A 19,450-nucleotide genomic window follows, 5' to 3' on the forward strand; every position below is an offset into this window, starting at 1 on the left:
ATTTTGTTCTACTATAGAAATCTTAAAATATGGTTATGTTTCATTTCATTGTTGAAGTTATTCTCAACACCTTATTTAAAACCTAATAAAATAATTTCAGTAGAATTTTAAGTTAATAATTGCGCTGAAATTCGCACTTTCCCTAGGAGGCTCAAACCCTGTCACCTCTAAGCTTTGAACCCTCTAAGAACATAAAAACATAAAAACATAAAAACATTGTAATTCCCGTAATTTATTTTAACTTTTATATATTAAAATTTTTATGCTTTCCTATACGTTAAAAAAGCACACCCTTAAAAGCATGCTTAAATTTAATATAAACTAAACCTCTACAATTATTGGTATTATGGTAGGTCTTCTTTTAGTTTGTTCATACAAAAATTTCTCTAGAGATCTCTTCACATTTAATTTTAGTACATACCACTCTACAATCTTATTTTCAAGAGAATTAGTAATTTCTCTTCTTGCTATCTCCTTTGACTTATTAATCATTTCTTCAGCATCTTTATCCTTAGCATAGACAAACCCTCTTGTTATAATATCCGGTCCAGCTATTATACTATATGTTTCCTTATCAATTGCTATTACTACTGTAACCATACCATCCTGTGCTAGGTATCTTCTATCCCTAAGCACTATATTTCCGACATCACCAACTCCAATACCATCTACAAATACCCTACCTGTACGTACCTTTCCACTTACCTTTGCTTCTTCATCTGAAAGTTGTAAAACATCTCCAGTACCCATTATAAATATATTCTTTTCATTCATTCCTAGTCCAACTGCTAAATCCTTATGATGTTTTAAATGTCTAAACTCTCCATGGATCGGCATAAAATATTTTGGGTGTACTAAAGCATGTATTAGCTTTAATTCCTCTTGGCATGCATGACCAGACACATGAACATCTTCTAGTGCCTTATAAATAACATCAGCACCTCTTTTATAAAGTTCATTAATAACCTTACCTATAAGCTTGTCATTTCCTGGAATAGGTGAAGCAGATATAATTACTAAATCCTCTTGTTCCAACTTTATTTTTCTATGAGTTGAAAAAGCTATTCTTGCTAATGCCGCCATAGGTTCTCCCTGGCTCCCTGTGGTTATTATAGTTATCTCTTCATTCTTATAATTCACCATATCGTCTACACTTATAATTGTACCCTCTGGTATGTGTAGATATCCAAGCTCCATGGCCACCTTGGATATATTTTCCATACTTCTACCGCTAAAAACAACCTTTCTTTTATAATAGATTGATGCATTAGCTATTTGTTGCATCCTATGTATATTAGATGCAAATGTAGCAACTATCACTCTTCCCTTAGCTGTTGAAAATATCTTATTTAACGTTTGACCTATGGATTTTTCTGATACACTATGACCCTGTCTTTCCACATTTGTACTATCAGCCATTAATAGTAATATGCCCTCTCTACCTAATGTTGAAATCCTTTCTAAATCCATTGTAAGTCCATCAATAGGCGTATAATCAACCTTAAAATCTCCTGTATGTAATATAACTCCCACTGGAGTGTGGATTGCAATAGAACATGAATCAGCTATACTATGAGTGTTTCTTATAAATTCCACCTTAATATTTTCTAATTCAACTACTTCTCCAGCTTCCACCGTGTTTAGAGTACATTCTTTATATATAGAATGTTCCCTAAGTTTATTCTCTAATATCCCTAGTGTCAGTCTAGTGCCATAAACAGGTACATTTAATTGCTTTAAAATATATGGTAATGAACCAATATGATCTTCATGTCCATGTGTTAGAAAAAAACCTTTTACCTTTTCTTTATTTTCTATTAAATATGCTATATCAGGAATTATTAAATCCACTCCATACATCTCTTCATCTGGAAATGCAATTCCACAATCTATAACAATAATTTCTTCACCATATTCAAAAGCTGTAATATTTTTCCCAATTTCGCCTAATCCACCTAGCGCTATTACTTTAACACACATTTTTTCTTCCATAAAATCCCTTCCTTTTGAACTCAGATTTCTATTTAAGTATCTAAACATAAATAACAAATCAAAGATAATGACTTATTTATTTTTTGAAGATGTCTTAACTATCTATATTTACTTATTATGTGTTATAGATTAATTAAAATACATAATATATAAAGTATTCATAAACCAAACGCACTAAAGGAACCACTTTTATTAAAAGTGGTTCCCTTAAAATTACATACTATTTATTTTTAAATGTCTAATCACTTATTATTTGCTTTTGGGTCTACCTTGGCTACTTCTTTGACTTTTACCTTTTCCACTGCCACTGCCATAACCCCAACTTTTGTTACTCTTCTTAACTTCAGTACCATTTTGGTTTATCTTCTTAGGTAGTCCAGATTTTCCTTCTCCTTGAGTATTACCATTGCTACTTCTTCCCGAATTTCTACCTCTTCCGGTATTTGATTTAGTTTTTTCAGGAATAGTAAAGATTACAGCAGGATACGGATTTTCTTCCATAGTAGGTATTTTCTTTCCTATAAGCTTCTCTATATCTTTTAAATTAGTTCTCTCTTCAATATCACAGAATGAATATGCAGTTCCACTATATCCAGCTCTTCCAGTACGTCCAATTCTATGAACATAAGTCTCAGGTATATCTGGGAAGTCATAATTGATTACATATGATAACTCATCTACATCAATTCCCCTTGCAGCAATATCTGTAGCTACTAGTACTCTTATTTTTCCATCCTTAAAATTCTTAAGGGCTAGTTGTCTAGCATTTTGAGATTTATTACCATGGATAGCCTTAGCTTCAACCCCTGCATTTACAAGATTTCCTGTAATCTTATCAGCTCCATGCTTTGTTCTTGAGAATACCAATACAGATGTAATTGTATCATCTTTTAGAAGTTCAATAAGTAAATCCTTCTTATTCTTCTTGTCTACAAAATATACACCTTGAGTAATAGTTTCTGTAGTAGATGAAACTGGTGTAACCTCTATTTTTACAGGATTTCTAAGGATTGAGTTAACTAAATTTGAAATTTCTCTTGGCATTGTAGCAGAGAATAACATATTTTGTCTCTCACTTGGCATCCTTGCAATTATCTTTTTAACATCATTAATCATACCCATATCAAGCATACGATCTGCCTCATCAAGTACAAAATATTTAACATGACTTAAATCCACAAGTTTTTGGTTTATTAAATCAAGTAATCTTCCTGGAGTTGCAACTAATACATCAATTCCGTCATGTAAAGCCTTAGCCTGTGATCCTTGTGATACTCCACCGAAAATAACTGTATTTCTCATATTCATATAGCAAGAGTATGATGTGAAGCTTTCTCCAATTTGTATTGCAAGCTCTCTAGTTGGTGCTAAAACTAAGGCACTTATCTTTCTAGTTCCTTTTGTAGCCTTATTATTATCCTTGTCATTATATATATTTTGTAGTACTGGCACTGCAAAGGCAGCTGTTTTACCTGTCCCTGTTTGTGCACATCCTAGTAAATCTTTTCCCTCAAGTATTGATGGAATGGCTTTCTCTTGTATCGGTGTAGGAGTCTTATACCCTTCATCCTTCAAAGCCTTTTGTATTGGTTTAATTATATCTAAATTTTCAAATATCATATTTTCTCCTTTTTTGGTCATTATCCTTTAATGCCTAATGTTTATTTTATTGTAAATTATATAGGTTTTCTCACTAAATATCATGATTTTCACAAAAATGACTTTTAATGTAGAACTATCTATACAAATGATTTTTATTCTATTTCTTATATTATAAAAGTTCTATTTCATAATGATAATTGTTTAATCATTTCTTAATTATACATTATGAGAGTAACTACTATTAACTAAAGAAAAAGCTATTTTGAAATGATATAAAATCCTTTCAAAACAGCTCTTTAATGAAAATATTAATTATCTTCTGTTATTTTGTTGTTTCTTAGCTCTTCTGCAATCCATACATCTTGTAGGCTCGTTATCGAATCCTTTTTCTTTGTAGAATTCTTGCTCACCAGTTGTAAATATGAAATCTTGTCCGCAGTCTCTGCATGATATTGTTTTATCTGTCATGTTGTTTTCCTCCTTAAAATTAAAGATTATATTTGATTAATTACTCTCTAATTAGGAGAAGTTCTTTATCTATATTAAATCTTTATCTTTTTTTTATTTTGTATCAGACGTTCATCTGAACTACTTACTTAGTATAACACATCTATATATTAATGCAAGCATTTTTTTAATTTTTTTTAATTTTTTTTAATTTATTTTAATTTTTTTAATTTTTGTTAAATGTTAAATTTTAAACAAAGATTAAAAACCCAATGAATTTCAGTTCTAACCAATTTTTACTACAATATATATATAAGATAATCGCAAATATACATTCAACCAATTGTTCTATGTTCATCAATTAAATTAATGGAGGTTAGAATATGTTATTACAGGCAGGTCTAATTAAAATTGTCCTTGAAGTCTTAGGCGGGATACTTGGGTTATGGTTTTTGCTATGGCTTTTAGGCTTCAGAATCATTCCAAATGATAAAATTGCTATAGTTGAAAAATGGTGGTCTACAAAAGGATCTCTAAAAGAACAAATTATCGCACTACATGGAGAAGCTGGATATCAACCTAATGTTCTAAGAGGTGGTATTCATTTCAAGACACCTTTGATGTACAAGACTCATATTGTTCCATTAGTAACAGTACCTCAAGGTAAAATTGCTTATGTATTTGCTAGAGATGGTAAGTCCTTAGAACCAGCTCAAACCTTAGGTAGAATAATACCTGAAGCAAATAACTTTCAAAATGTTGGAGAATTTTTAAATAATGGTGGTCAAAAAGGTCCTCAAAGAGGAATTATAAGAGAGGGTACTTATGCATTTAACTTAGCTATATTTGTGATTATTACTGAAAATAGAATATACAGTCTTAAATCTGGAGATAAAGGCGAACAAGAATCTTTAGGTAGAATGGCAAAACTCATTACAGAACGTAATGGATTTGTTCCAGTTATTATAGAAGGTTCCGCTGACCAGGTTGGGATTGTGACAACTCATGACGGCCCTTCTTTACCTTCAGATAATATTATTTGTCCAACTGTAGGTGACAATCCATCTGATGTGAACTATCATAACAACTTCCAAGACATAGATGCATTTTTAAACGCTGGTGGATTTAGAGGAAGACAATATCAAGTACTTTCCGATGGTAGTTATCACATTAACCGCTTATTCGCTTCAATAGAACTACTTCCAAAGACAATAATTCCAATTGGATACTTAGGAGTTGTTGTAAGTTACACTGGAGATAAGGGTGAAGATTCCTCCGGTAGTGATTATAAACATGGTGAACTTGTTAAAAAGGGATGCCGAGGAGTATGGAGTGAAGGCTTAATGCCTGGAAAATATGCTTTCAATACCTATAGTGGTTCTATTATAAAGGTTCCAACAACTAACGTAATATTAAAATGGATTTCTAATCAAACTGGCAATCATCGCTTAGATGATAATCTTTCAGAAGTTGCAATCATTACTAAGGATGCATTTGAACCATTATTGCCACTTTCTGTAGTATTCCATATTGATTATAAAAAAGCTCCACTTGTAATTCAACGCTTTGGGGATATTAAAATGCTAGTAGAACAAACCCTTGATCCAATGATATCCGCATACTTTAAAAATATTGGTAACTCCCGTACTTTACTAGATATTATCCACTTTAGGACAGAAATTCAAAACCTAAGTACTCAGGAGATGAAGGAGAAATTTAATCATTATAACTTAGAGTTAGAAGAAGTGTTAATAGGAACTCCTAGAGGTTCTGACAATGACAATGCTATAGAGACTATCTTAACTCAATTAAGAAGTAGACAGGTTGCTAAGGAGCAACTAGAAACTTACGACACTCAACAAAAGGCAGCTGAAAAAGAAAAAGAACTTAGAGCTGCTGAAGCTATAGCTAAACAGCAAACAGTATTAACTGAATCTGATATCAATATCAGAATCCAAGAAAACCAAGGTAAGGCCGAACTACAAAAGGCCCGCCAAGACGCTGAGAAGATTCAAAAGCTAGCAGAAGCTGAAGCATATAAAGTAAAACAACAATCTGAAGCTGATGCCTTCCGTGTTAAAGTAATTGCAGAAGCAGATGCGGATAAGGAAGCAAGAGTTGGTATTTCCAAGGCTATTGCTGCCAAAGAACAAGTTAATGCTTATGGAGGTCCTCAATACAAAGTTATAACTGATGTAATGTCTTCCTTTGCAAATGCAATTAAAGAAGGAAAAATTGATATTGTTCCTAAGACAATTGTTAATTCAGGTGGTGAGGGTTCAACATCAAATGCCTTTGAATCTCTAATAATGCTACTCCTAAGTGAAAAATTAACAAATACAAATTATGATTCGAATTCTATTTCAAGTGAAGAAGTGGAAAAGCTAAAAAAAGAGTTATTAAGTAACCTTTCTTTTAACTCCGGTGCTCCAATAATTAAAGAAGCTGAAATAGTAAATAAAGTTTAATTTTAAAACACATAAAACCAGAGTGGAATTTAACAAAATTCCACTCTGGTTTTTAACTTTTATTATATTCTGTTCTAGCCTCTCATATTAAGAAGCTTATTTTTTAAAGCCTCTTCAATATGGTTTAATTCTGCCTCAGCTTCCTTACGTTTTTGTTTTCCCTCTACTTGTATACGAATTACTTCATCAAGCGTTGAAATTAAAGATTCATTTGTTATACGCAATGTTTCAATGTCAACAATTCCTCTTTCAGATTCCTTAGCAGTCTCAATCGTGGACATTTTCAAGGTTTCTGCATTCTTGCGAAGAAGTTCATTTGTCATATCCGTTACTTCATGTTGAACCTTAGCCGCTTGGCTAGAATGAGCAACCCCAAGAGCTAATACCATCTGACTCTTCCATAGTGGGATAGTATTGACAATTGTAGATTGGATTTTCTCAGACATCAAGGTATCATTATTCTGAACAAGACGTATCTGAGGTGCCATCTGAATTGAAATCATTCGTGTCAATTCTAAATCATGGATTTTCTTGTCAAATCTATTGCATAAAGAAGCAAAATCATTAGCCATCTGTGCATCTTCTGGAAGTCCACTGAGTTGTGCTTTTTCTAATAAAATTGGAAGTTCTACCTCTTCTAATTGTTTAAGCTTTTTCTTACCAGCTAAAATATACATTAAAAGTTCTTTGAAATATACCTTATTTAATTCATACATCTTATCAAGCATGGCCACATCTTTTAAAAGTTGTATTTGATGACTTTCTAAAACGCTACAAATGTTATTTATATTTCCTTCAACTTTATTATATTTTGTCTTCATAGTGGTGAGCTTATTAGCATTTTTCTTAAAAAATCCTAAGAACCCTGATTTTTCTTCTGTGGCATCAAAATTCTTCAATTCTGATACTACATTTGAAAGCATATCCCCTATTTCTCCTAAATCCTTAGTCTTTACATTGCCTAGAGCCGTTTCAGAAAAATCCGCGATTTTCTTCTGTGCTCCTACTCCATATTGAAGAATCATATTAGAATTATTTATATCAATTTTACTTGCAAATTCATTCACCATATTTTTTTCTTCTTGAGTTAAATAACTCTCATCTACTACTGGTACCTCTTCTTTTTTCTTTTCTTCAACAATAGGTGCACTTCCCTGAAAAGGTTCAAAGGTCAATGACGGTGCAATATTTGAACTATCCTTTACTTCATTACTCATTATTTTTCCTCCTCCTATTTACATTGCTATTTACTTTGCTTTTTAAAATCACTTTCTGTTAACCCTTCCTGTGATAGCATTGTTTCTAACACCGAAATATCAGAAGATATATCAAAGGCTACATCTTGAAATAACTTATCTAATAGATTTTCAAAGGCAACATTTATGGTATCTAATATATCCTGTATTTCTTGTTTTGCTGTGATAATATTCTCCCCTTGAATAGGCTGAGCATCTAGCTCTTTATAGCCATTTACAAGCTTTAATGTAATTGGAAGATAATATTTCATAAACTTATTAATCTCAGGAAGTTTTTGTGGATGCTTCTCTACATAATTAAATATTTTACTAGTAATATCCTCTAATCTATATAACTTCCTTGAAATTTCTTCCCCTGGTATTGCATCATTTGCTACTTTAATTTGCATAATACAATTCTTACCCTCATTAATTACATTCCTTAACTCTTTCATTGCTGGATCTTTTATATTCTCAGCTGCTTTTTCTTCCTCTTGTCGTTTTAATTCCTCTTGTTTACGAAGTTCTAAAGCCTTCTTTGACATTAAATATTGTTCATAAACTTCATAATTTAACATAAGACAAGTTTCCTGATCATCTATATGTGCCTGTGGAAACATTCCTAGTTTAATCATTTTCTTTAAATCCTTAACAACAAATTTTGATGGCTGATTACTATGTGTAGCTAATTCATTAATAAAGCAATAGCTTCTACCACGTAGCCCTTTAACATACTTTTTAAAACGATTTACACGTTTTTTAAGGTTGATACCTCTTGCCATGGTAAAAATGCTAGAACCAAAAATCATAAGGAAAATTCCTACACTAATACTATTTACTATTGAATATTTGCCTAAAATAAAGTCTATAAGCCCATAAACAAGTAAAAGAATGGCTGAAACTCCCATTCCTAGTGACCCAAACACAATAAATAGTACGCCGGAAACATGTCCCTTTGGCTTTTTAGAAATCATCCCATTACTGTAATTCACACTTCTATTAACTGGGTTCCTTGGTGTTTCCCATTGTTGTTCTTCTCTATTATAATTATAATCTCTTTCCTGTGATTGATTACTACCACCCTTAAAATTTCTCCAAACTCCATCTAAGGTACTTCCAGCTATATCACTAATCTCTCTTTTTAGCCTGGTAAAGTCCCTAGAATTTATTGCATCTTCAACGGTATACTTAATTTGATCACCTAAATCAAAAAAATCTTTCTTACTCATATTTCCTCCTCAAAATTATTCCTTACCCTACTGCTAATCCTAATTATCTATTTAATTTAATATACTTAATATATTTATATGTTGAGATAATTATATCGTACAATGATGAAAATAACAATTTGTAACATATATTTCCTTTGAATTTTACTTATATATTTTTTCACTCCTTGAAATCCTACTACTTTTATTATGTCCCCATTATTAAAAAAATTTTGCCCTACTGCTACACACCTTTCTATATTTTCTTTTATATTTGAGCTTTTTAATAAAAAATATTGAATTATTAATCATAAAAAAGAACCACCATCTCTAGTGATTCTTTTTAGAATTTTTTACACCTCATGGTGTTTTCAAAATTTTTATCAATGTACTATACATTTTCTTTCATATTTAATTAATAGATAAATTCTTACTTAATGAAAATACTGATTCTTTTTTCAACTTGTGTTTTTTCTTTATCTTTGTCTTTATCCGCAATCTCATCAGCGGCTTTATTTGCATAAGATTCCTGTAATAGAGTTTCAAGGTTTCCACTTTCAATTTCTTCTACACTTACATTATTAATCGTAGCTAAACAATACCCATTATCATCTTCACTATAAATATTGTAATACACAGTATTATATCCATTATCCTTTAATATTTTATGAGTGGACTCAAAAATCCTTGAAAAATTAGTAAAAGATCTATCCTCTCCATTTACATTTATAGATATAGTAAATGGTACTTTTGATGATTTCTCAAACGGCATATCCAGTTTAATAATATTATAGCTTTTATCAGAATTCTCATTTTTAAATTCTGCTCTTGCTTTTTGTACACCTTCGACTTTTGAAAGTAATGGATTGACTTCATTAGTAGCTGACTCTTCAAGACGAATATGAGTATTAAACAGGCCTAAAACATAACTCTTATAATCATCCCTTTGTACACTTCCATTAGCCCAATAGATATAAAATCGTGTATCAATACTTGTTTTTGAAGTCGCATATGCACTGTAATTGTTACTTTTAAAACTATATTTTGGATTTTCGATTTCTAAATGTAAATTAGGATACACTTTTTCCACATATTCTTTAATATCTTTCTCTGCAATCATTGATGAAATAGGATTCCCTATAACAGAGTTTGCAAGAAATAAAATTACTCCAATTAATATTATACCTGTAATTCCTGCAATAATTTTTAAAGCTTTTTTCTTCATTTTGTTACCTCCTTTCTAAATGCAAATTTAAATAGCGCCGCAATGATTACACCTAATATTGAAAGTGCTGAGTATATTCCTGCTAAAAATACTGGTGTATAAATCGCCCAAAGAGCAAATCCAGATGCAAATGCACCATCAAGGCTAAATAATATAAATTGCCATATATACGCAGCCACAAATATTACTCCAGATACTAAATACCATTTTTTATTAAATATCAAATAACTTAATGCTCCTATGGTTGGCATTATTATTAAATTGTAAAACATACCCATACTATTTGAAACAATAATTCCTACAATTATACCTATAGTAAGCAAACCACATCCAATATAAATAATACTTTTCCTAATTGCTTTAATTATTTTTTCATCATCTGTCTTAAATTTTTCTCCATGATTTTCACTATTAAATTCTGTTTTACAACTTTCACAACTTTTTACATGTTCATTTACTAATGTTGTACTATCATCACTTGCCACATTGTCAAGAACAAGAGGAATTAAGTCAAGACACACATCACAAGAAATATTTATATCTTCTATTTTCATTACACCAAACCCTCCGCTTCTAAAATTGTTTTAATCCATTTTTTCGTCCTAAAGTCAATTACTCTTGCTGAATTTTCAGATATACATAGCTTTAATCCTATATCATAATAGGAAAACCCATCTATTCGCATATTAACCACACTTTGAATTCTATCATCTTTAGATTTTAGCAGTTCATAAATCCTATCTATAGCCTGCTTTTGGATAAAATGCTCCTCAATGTCATGGGTTAAATATATAGCTAAAAGTTCATCGTATTGCACTGTGTCCTTTGATTTCCTTAAATTTTGTAACCACATATTTCGTGCAATTCCAAAAATCCAAGTTTTAATGCTTGATTTTCCCTTGTAATTTGGCAATGATCTTATAGCATGTAAAAATGTTTCCGACAACAAATCTTCTGAAAGTGTAGAATTATGAGTTAAACTCAAGAGATAATAGAAGGTATCTTCCTTATATTTTTCATATAAATCCTCAATTTTTATCATTTGAATCCCCCTTTCAATCAATTAGTCACCAAAATACCAATTTTGTTACAATCGTTTTTAAATAATTTTACTATGATTTACAACAAGACAAATAATTACCATGACTTACACCGCATCATATGACCTGATTTTAACATTTCAGGATTTATTATTCAATTCTGCACAAAAAAATACCGCAAACAAATTAAATTGCTTACGGTAGCATTTCACGCTATTTTACTTTATTGTTCCTCAACCTTCGTAACTCTACGTGGTCTTCCTTTTATATTCTTAGTTTGTAATTCCTTAAGAACCATCTCACCTTTATTGTTTAATACTTCTACAAAGGTCGATACATCAAGGACACTTATAACTCCGATATCATCGGCAGTCATGCCATCTATACTGCAAAGAGTCCCTACTATATCAACAGCTCTCATCTTAGTTTTTTTACCAGCGTTAATATGTAGCTTTAGTATCTCTTCACTAAGACATGCACCCTTCTCTTCCTTAACCTCAGCTTTTTCTGCTAATTTCTTTTCAAAATCATCCTTTAACTCTGTAACCAGCTTCTTGCTTGGAACTTTCTTGAAAGTAAGATCCTTACCTGTATATGAATTAATCTCAGATATACGTCTCTCATCGGAGCTCATTACAAAGGTAATTGCTCTACCCTCTTTACCCGCACGTCCTGTTCTTCCTATTCTATGAACATAGTTTTCTCTTAAAATAGGTACATCATAATTTATTACATGAGAGATACTATCTATATCTATACCTCTAGCCGCCACATCTGTAGCTATTAGATATCTAAAATATCCTTTTTTAAAGTTAGTCATAACTCTTATTCTATCATCCTGCTCCATGCCTCCATGTATTTTATCACATGGATATTTAAGCTTCGAAAGTTCACGATAAAGTGTTTCTACTTTAACTTGTGTGTTGCAGAAAATTATACAGCTATCTGGGTTTTCTATTGTTGTTATATCCTTTAGCAGATTTAATTTCCCTGTTTCTTCTACGTTGTAACAATCTTGTACTATTTTATCTACTGTTAAAGTTTTTGATTCAATCTCTATCTTAACAGGTTCTTTCATGTATTTTTTAGATAAAGCATCTATATCCGCTGGTAGCGTTGCCGAAAATAGCATTGTTACACGGTCTTTTGGCAGACTTTTTATTATTTCTTCTATCTGCTCTACAAACCCCATACTAAGCATTTCATCTGCTTCATCTATTACAAGGTACTTTATATTATCTGTAACAAAATTACCTTCTTTAATATGATCTATTGTTCTACCTGGAGTTCCAACTACTATATGTGTCTTTTGCTTTAGTTCTTTTCGTTGAAGCCCAAAGGAAGACTTTCCATAAAGTGCTGGCACTTTTATTCTTTTAAATCTACCTATATTAAATACATCTTCCTTAACTTGAATCGCAAGCTCTCTAGTTGGTGTAAGTATTAAGGCTTGTGGCTTATTTTCTTCCCAATCAACTAATTCACATAATGGAATTGCAAAAGTTGCTGTTTTACCACTTCCAGTTTGTGATTTAACAAGTACATCTTTATTTTCTAAAGCAACTGGTATAACTTGCTCCTGTACCTTTGTTGGATTTTTATAATTTAAAATACTAAGAGATTTTAGTATTTCCTCACTTAGTTTATAATCTTTAAAATTTGCTTTCGTCATTTAAGCTCCTCTTTCTTCCTGTCATTATAGTAGTTTTCATTATACCACAGCATGTAACTAAACGCTTAGCTTTATATCAAAGCAAGCACCCTTCTTCAAATTATACGCTGAAATTTCCCCACCAAGGTAATGTATAGATGATTGTGCAATAGATAATCCAAGTCCCAAATTACCCTTTTCACCTTTATAAAATCTAGTAAATAAATGCTCAATGTCCTCTTCACAGATTCCATCCCCGTCATCTTCAATATGTATTAGGATATAACCATGAATTAATTCAAATCTTATCGTAATATTTTTCTTAGCATATCTAAGTGCATTAGATAAAACATTAATCACAGCTTCGGATAGTAATCTTTCATCTGTTTCTATATGAATATCTTTATTACCGTATATTGATATAGTTTTGTTAGTTTTAAATGCAAGTCCTCTTAGTTTATTTGCAAACCTGTTTAATGTGGAATACACATTAATACTTTGAAAGTCTATTTTTGCATTTTGAGAATCTAGCTCTGATAGCTTCAACATGCTTTTAACAATACCACTTAAATGTATACTCTCCTCAATTATTATTTCTATTGGTTCATTAATATCCTCAAAGACATTGTGCTTTATCCCTTCCGCATATCCTTGAATTGACATCAAAGGAGTTCTAAGTTCATGTGAAGCATTTGCCATTGTTATCTTTTGAGAAGTATGATAATCAAAAAGCCTTTTGGCTAGCTTATGTATACTAATATTCAAGTGTTGTATTTCTTCACAATCAAAACTATTTATCTTCTCTGTCTTATATGTACTCTCTGCTAATTTCTTTGCGTCATTTGAAAGAAATAAAATAGATTTTGCCACAGAATTACAAAGCTTTAACACCAAGAAAGTGAAAAAAACAATGGAGCATAATAATACAAGCAATATAAAAATATTCATTGTAAATAGCTCCTTACTTGATATTGCTATATTTTCGTAGTTTCCTAATATGTACTTTATAATTAGGTTGAATATACCCAATATAATAAGTGAAAAAATTAATATATAGATTAACAATGGCTTAAGTATTTTATATTTAATTGGATGGGTTTTTAAATCATTTATATTATTTCTCATTATTATTATCCTCAAATATTCTAAACCCAAAGCCTCTTATTGTTTTAATCCAGGTCTTTGAATTATAATCAGTTAGCTTTTTTCTAAGCCTCTTAACAGTATCATCTGTAGCACGAGTATCTATTTCATTAGTTCTAAAATCCCATACTTTTCTAAGGAGTTCATCTCTACTTATAGCCCTATCTTTATTCTCAATGAGGTAAATCATCAAGGAAAGCTCATTCTTCGTAAAATTTATATCAATATCATTTACCTTAGCACTATACTGATTTTTATTTATAACAATATCTCCAAAGAATATAATATTACGGTTTGGCTGAATTTCAGTGTCTAGCTCTATTCTCCTAAATATAGATTTTATTCTTGCTAAAAGTTCAATTGGAGAAAATGGCTTTGTCAAATAATCATCACAGCCTAAATTGATTCCAGTAACCTTATCCAAATCACTATCCTTAGCCGAAACTATTATTATAGGAACAGAACTTATATTTCTTAGAATTGAACATATAGACAGGCCATCCATTCCAGGCATCATTATGTCTAATATGACCAAATCACAGGGCTCAGCATAAAACTCATTTAATAATAAATTACCAGTAGAAAAGGTTTTAACCCTAAAACCATCCTTTATTAAAAAAGACTTTATTAAATTACATATATTCTTCTCATCATCTGCTATATAAATAAGTTTATCCAAAAAATCACCTCTTAACTTTACTATTGCAGTATCTCTCACCTATTTTTCTTATGCATCTTTTTAAAATATATCATATTTCATATGAAATAACCATAAAGTAGGACCTTCATTAACTTTGCCACAGTTTTGCCACAATGGTACCTTTGAAATGACTTGATACAAGTCTTACAATTAAAACATAGTCTTACTTAATTAATTAAACGGAGGTAAAGAGCATGGAAAAGAAAAATTCATTTTATGGTTGGAAGATCGCCGCTGGTTCATTTTTGATCTTAGCGATGCCTTTTGCAATTATATTTTTATCACATTCAATATTTCTTAAACCTGTAACTGCAGCTTTAGGATTTACAGCAACTCAATTTTCATTAGTTTTCACTATTGTTGCAATCGCTACAGCAATAATGTCGCCAATTATGGGAAAGGTCATAAGGAAACATGATGTTAGATATATTATGGCCATATGTGGAGCAGTAGTTTCATTATCCTTTGGGGCTTTTGGTTTAGCTACTAAATTGTGGCAATTCTATATACTATCTGCAATACTTGGGGTGTTTGCTACAGGTATAACACAAATTCCAGTATCTTATATTATTACTAATTGGTTTCCTTCAGAGAAAAAGGGACTTGCTACAGGTATCGCCTTCTCAGGTGGTAACTTAGGAGCATTTTGTACAATATTAATAATTTCAAACTTAATGCCTAAAATAGGCTATGAAAAATGCTACTTCATTTTAGGAGCAGTTATGTTTGTTGTAACTGTATCAATTTCTTTATTTGTTATCAAAGGGAAGCCATCAGATATTGGACAACTTCCATATGGTAGTAAAGAAACACAAACGACTTATAATAAGTCAAAATCAAAATCTGAAGAACTTACAGGTTATACATTTAAAGAAGCAAAATCTTCATCAGTATTCTGGGTATTTATTGTAGCAATCGTGCTACTTGGAGTAGTTTTTGCAGGGGTTCAAATGCATATTCCAAGCTATATGGAAAGTGTAGGCCATAGTGCAGCCTTCGCATCAACAGTGACATCTCTAGTTTCAATTATGGGAATCCTTAGTAACATATTAATTGGAATGTTACTTGAAAAAGCTGGTCTTAAAAAAGGAATGACTTTAATAGGAACATTTATGGTTATATCAGTAATTTGCTTATTACTTGGTAAAACTGTAGCTTTTGCAATAGCTTTTGCAATAATATTTGGAGCATTTATAGCAATTGCAGCTATGGGACCATCCTACTTAACCAGTGAAATATTCGGTAAAAAAGATTACGGAACAATACTTGGGGTAGTAATTATGTTCTTCCAGTTTGGGGGCGCAGTTGGACCTACTTTATCAGGGTTTATATATGACACTACTGGAGCATACAAAATAACTTGGATGATATTTATAGGATTATTAATAGTTACTTTTACAACTTTCTTAGTAGCTATAAATCTTGCAAATAAGAAAAAAGCTGAAGAACAAATTTAAAGTTTGGATATGTTTTAACTAATGTTGATAAGGACTTCAGATAATATTGAAGTCCAATCTGAACAATATATTAAAACATAGCCAAAAATATAAATTCAAAAAATATATTAAATAGGAGGAATTAATTATGAACTTTAGAGAAAAATATGGACAATGGGGAATTGTATTAGGTGCTACTGAGGGAATTGGAAAGGCTAATGCCTTTGAACTTGCTAGAAGAGGTATGGATGTAATATTAGTTGGAAGAAGAAAGGAAGCTTTAGAAGTCCTTGCACAAGAGATTAATGCTGAAACTGGTAAAGAGATCAGAGTTTTACCACAAGACCTTTCAGAATATGATGCAGCTGAAAAATTAATTGAAGCTACTAAGGACTTAGATATGGGCTTAATTAACTATGTAGCTTGCTTACATACTATGGGCCAATATAACAAGGTAGATTATTCAAAATATGAGCAGATGTATAGAGTTAATATAAGAACCTTCTCAAAATTACTACATCATTTTACTGGATTATTCAAAGAAAGAAATAGAGGAGCTTTTGTAACTATTGGATCATTATCAGGTTGGACTTCTCTACCATTCTGTGCAGAATATGCAGCTCAAAAGTCATATATGATGGCATTAACAGAGGGTGTTGCTTATGAGTGTAAAAATACCAATGTTGATATACTACTAATGACAGCTGGTTCTACAATAACACCTACTTGGTTAAAAAACAAACCAGCTAATGAAGATACTGTAGCTGCTGCAATGTATCCAGAAGATGTTGCAAAAGAAGGCTTAGATCAATTAGGTGTTAAATTATCTTACCTAGTTGGAGAAAGAAACAGAAAAAATCATCAAAGAAGAATATCTGAACATGACAGAGATGAAATTATAGAAGAATTAGGTAAAATGTTTACTCATATGGCTTAGAGTCTTCAAAAAATAATATGATTAAAATAAATTAACGAGGTGAATATATATGAAATTAAAAAACAAAGTAGCATTAGTAACTGCTGCAACAAAAGGTATCGGACTTGCTAGTGCAGAAAAGCTAGCTGAAAATGGAGCTATAGTATATATTGGAGCAAGAAATGAAGATTTAGCTAATGAAGTTATAAAGAGTATTTCAGAAAAAGGTGGAATTGCTAAATATGTATACTTTAATGCAAGAGAAGCTGAAACCTACACTGCAATGGTGGAAGAAGTAATTAAAAATGAAGGCAAAATAGATATATTGGTAAATAACTATGGTGGTCATGATGTTAAAACTGATAAAACAATTTTAGATACTAAAGGCGAAGATTACTTTGAAACAGTAGTAAGCAACCTACAAAGCGTATTCTTAACAAGCCAAAGTGCTATTAAGAGCATGATGAAAACTGGTGGCGGAAGCATAATTAACATATCTACAATCGGTTCTGCAGTACCAGATTTATCAGGTATAGCTTACTGTACATCAAAGGCAGCAATAAACTCACTAACTCAAAACATAGCTGCTCAAAGTGCTAAGTTTAACGTAAGATGCAATGCAATATTACCAGGATTCATTGCAACAAAAGCAGCTTTAGAAAATATGAGCCAAGAATTCTTAGACACATTCTTAAAACAAGTTCCAATGAATCGTCCTGGAAAGCCAGATGACATTGCTAATGCAGTACTATTCTTTGCATCAGATGACTCATCATACTTAACTGGTGAAATCATGGAAGTTGCAGGAGCATTCGGGAAGTTTACCCCTATGTATGGAGATTTCGTTAAGAGATAACAAATATCACAAGCCACAATAACTGTGGCTTGTTTTTTTGGGTTTATCCTAATTAAGTCTTAATAACCTCACCATCTTGAACCCCTTAATTTACCGTGTTATACTTCTTATTAAAGAACAATTAAAATCTTTCTTTCAAGGAGTACATATGAAAACAATAGAAGTAGTTGCAGCAATTATAAAAGATAATGATAAAATATTAGCTACCCGCCGTGGATATGGTGAATTCATAGATATGTGGGAATTTCCTGGTGGAAAGGTTGAACCTGGTGAAACTCATGATGAAGCCCTTTGCCGTGAAATCAAGGAAGAATTAGAGCTGAATATTAATATTGATGAGTTTTTAGTTACCGTTGAATATGATTATCCTAATTTTCATCTTACAATGCACTGTTTTATTAGTACAATAGCCGGTGGTACATTACAGTTAAATGAGCATAATGATGCTAGGTGGATTACCTCAGATGAATTAGACGACCTTAATTGGTTGCCAGCTGATATTTTAGTTATAGAAAGCCTTAAAAATCTTTACATAAAGAAATGATACTCCAACTGAAGTATCATTTTTTTATTTAGCTATATTATTTTTTATTAATCTATATTATATAGTTATTGTAATCATGCTAGTTTGTAAACATCGTCCCCTAACATGTTGAGTTGTGTAGCTAAGACAACCACACATAATCCTTAATATGCTGTATAGCCACCATCACTCATAATTATAGAACCTGTTATATGATTTGCCTCATCACTTGCTATGTACAGAATAGTAGCTGTTTGTTCCTCTGATGTGGCTGAACGCTTTTGTAATGTTTCAGTTTTTCCACCTATCATAGTTTCAGACTTTGCTTCTTCTAAAGATTTACCTGCTGCCATAGCTGCTCCAATCTTAGCTTTTACTTCAATTGAACTTCTATCATTTAATGGAGTTGATGTTCCTGCTGGTGATACTGAATTACAACGTATATTAAACATTGCTAAATCATTTGCTACTGCCTTAGTTAAACCATTAAGACCATGTTTAGACGCTACATAGGCACTTGATCTATAAAAACCTGTACTTCCTGCTATTGACGATACATTTACTATTGAACCGCCTTTTTTATGATTTATCATATTCTTAGCTGCTTCTCTGCAACAATAAAAAGCTGAATTTAAATTTGTATTAATGACATTTAACCATTCTTCTGTAGCTAATTCATCTATTCTTTCCCCATGTCCTACAATACCAGCATTATTAATAACAACATGAATTTCTCCTAATTTATCAGTTACAGTATTAAATAATTTAGTAACATCACTTTCCTTGCTAACATCAGCTGCAATGAACATAGCTGAGCCACCGTTTTCAGTTATTTCATTAAGTATAGCTTGGCCTCTTTCTTCATTACGACCTACTATAACTACATTTCCGCCTTCTTTTGCCGCTCTAATACAAACTGATTTCCCTATACCAGATGTTCCCCCGGTGACAATTATATTTTGCCCTTCAAATCTTCCTTCAAAATAATCTCTCATTTAACTTACCCCC

Annotated in this window: 17 protein-coding genes; 5 read left to right on the forward strand and 12 right to left on the reverse strand. The window is 31.5% G+C overall.

The features are described 5' to 3' along the window. Positions 1 to 321 precede the first annotated feature (321 nt). The 3 genes from RSA29_RS06360 to RSA29_RS06370 form a co-directional block, all read right to left on the reverse strand. Entirely contained in the window at positions 322 to 1,992 is a 1,671-nt protein-coding gene (locus RSA29_RS06360; RefSeq protein ID WP_346942611.1) for a ribonuclease J, read from the reverse strand. Between the two features lie 249 nt (positions 1,993 to 2,241). Then, complete coding sequence (locus tag RSA29_RS06365; RefSeq protein WP_346942610.1) at positions 2,242 to 3,612, reverse strand: DEAD/DEAH box helicase; 1,371 nt, start codon at positions 3,610 to 3,612, stop codon at positions 2,242 to 2,244. A gap of 294 nt (positions 3,613 to 3,906) precedes the next feature. Continuing rightward, entirely contained in the window at positions 3,907 to 4,062 is a 156-nt protein-coding gene (locus RSA29_RS06370; RefSeq protein WP_346931411.1) for a zinc-ribbon domain-containing protein, read from the reverse strand. Between the two features lie 362 nt (positions 4,063 to 4,424). Here RSA29_RS06370 and RSA29_RS06375 point away from each other — a divergent pair, with 362 nt between their 5' ends. Beyond that, positions 4,425 to 6,509 (forward strand): SPFH domain-containing protein, encoded by a 2,085-nt coding sequence (locus RSA29_RS06375; RefSeq protein WP_346942609.1) that lies wholly within the window; start codon positions 4,425 to 4,427, stop codon positions 6,507 to 6,509. A gap of 74 nt (positions 6,510 to 6,583) precedes the next feature. Here the strand turns inward: RSA29_RS06375 and RSA29_RS06380 are convergent, their stop codons facing one another. The 8 genes from RSA29_RS06380 to RSA29_RS06415 form a co-directional block, all read right to left on the reverse strand. Further along, positions 6,584 to 7,726 (reverse strand): toxic anion resistance protein, encoded by a 1,143-nt coding sequence (locus RSA29_RS06380; protein ID WP_346942608.1) that lies wholly within the window; start codon positions 7,724 to 7,726, stop codon positions 6,584 to 6,586. Positions 7,727 to 7,752: 26 nt separating this feature from the next. Beyond that, positions 7,753 to 8,973, reverse strand: a complete 1,221-nt coding sequence (locus RSA29_RS06385; RefSeq protein ID WP_346942607.1) for a 5-bromo-4-chloroindolyl phosphate hydrolysis family protein — start codon at positions 8,971 to 8,973, stop codon at positions 7,753 to 7,755. A gap of 409 nt (positions 8,974 to 9,382) precedes the next feature. After that, positions 9,383 to 10,177 (reverse strand): hypothetical protein, encoded by a 795-nt coding sequence (locus RSA29_RS06390; protein WP_346942606.1) that lies wholly within the window; start codon positions 10,175 to 10,177, stop codon positions 9,383 to 9,385. Then, positions 10,174 to 10,731, reverse strand: coding sequence for a zf-HC2 domain-containing protein (locus RSA29_RS06395; protein ID WP_346942605.1), 558 nt, complete (start codon positions 10,729 to 10,731; stop codon positions 10,174 to 10,176). The genes RSA29_RS06390 and RSA29_RS06395 overlap by 4 nt, the downstream gene beginning before the upstream one ends. After that, positions 10,731 to 11,219: a sigma-70 family RNA polymerase sigma factor gene (locus tag RSA29_RS06400; RefSeq protein WP_346942604.1), complete on the reverse strand. Its 489-nt coding sequence runs from the start codon at positions 11,217 to 11,219 to the stop codon at positions 10,731 to 10,733. Before RSA29_RS06400 ends, RSA29_RS06395 begins: the two co-directional genes overlap by 1 nt. Positions 11,220 to 11,440: 221 nt before the next feature. Further along, a complete protein-coding gene (locus tag RSA29_RS06405; protein ID WP_346942603.1) occupies positions 11,441 to 12,889 on the reverse strand; it encodes a DEAD/DEAH box helicase in 1,449 nt (482 codons plus the stop codon). 57 nt (positions 12,890 to 12,946) lie between these two features. After that, positions 12,947 to 13,816, reverse strand: coding sequence for a HAMP domain-containing sensor histidine kinase (locus tag RSA29_RS06410; RefSeq protein WP_346942602.1), 870 nt, complete (start codon positions 13,814 to 13,816; stop codon positions 12,947 to 12,949). A 166-nt stretch (positions 13,817 to 13,982) separates the two neighbouring features. Then, positions 13,983 to 14,690 (reverse strand): response regulator transcription factor, encoded by a 708-nt coding sequence (locus RSA29_RS06415; RefSeq protein WP_346942601.1) that lies wholly within the window; start codon positions 14,688 to 14,690, stop codon positions 13,983 to 13,985. Between the two features lie 215 nt (positions 14,691 to 14,905). Here RSA29_RS06415 and RSA29_RS06420 point away from each other — a divergent pair, with 215 nt between their 5' ends. From RSA29_RS06420 to RSA29_RS06435, 4 genes are all read left to right on the forward strand, one after another. Continuing rightward, positions 14,906 to 16,168, forward strand: coding sequence for an MFS transporter (locus RSA29_RS06420; RefSeq protein WP_346942600.1), 1,263 nt, complete (start codon positions 14,906 to 14,908; stop codon positions 16,166 to 16,168). A gap of 127 nt (positions 16,169 to 16,295) precedes the next feature. Then, the gene (locus RSA29_RS06425; protein WP_346942599.1) at positions 16,296 to 17,084 is read left to right on the forward strand and encodes an SDR family NAD(P)-dependent oxidoreductase; all 789 of its coding nucleotides are present in this window, start codon (positions 16,296 to 16,298) and stop codon (positions 17,082 to 17,084) included. A gap of 49 nt (positions 17,085 to 17,133) precedes the next feature. Then, positions 17,134 to 17,919, forward strand: a complete 786-nt coding sequence (locus RSA29_RS06430) for an SDR family NAD(P)-dependent oxidoreductase (protein WP_346931396.1) — start codon at positions 17,134 to 17,136, stop codon at positions 17,917 to 17,919. A 148-nt stretch (positions 17,920 to 18,067) separates the two neighbouring features. Beyond that, a complete protein-coding gene (locus RSA29_RS06435; protein WP_346942598.1) occupies positions 18,068 to 18,463 on the forward strand; it encodes a (deoxy)nucleoside triphosphate pyrophosphohydrolase in 396 nt (131 codons plus the stop codon). Positions 18,464 to 18,606: 143 nt separating this feature from the next. On the opposite strand, the gene RSA29_RS06440 is transcribed toward RSA29_RS06435, so the two are convergent. After that, a complete protein-coding gene (locus tag RSA29_RS06440) occupies positions 18,607 to 19,437 on the reverse strand; it encodes an SDR family oxidoreductase (RefSeq protein ID WP_346942597.1) in 831 nt (276 codons plus the stop codon). Positions 19,438 to 19,450: the final 13 nt, after the last annotated feature.

It is taken from the genome of Clostridium sp. (genome assembly GCF_036660475.1).
Classification (GTDB): Bacteria; Bacillota; Clostridia; order Clostridiales; family Clostridiaceae; genus Clostridium_J.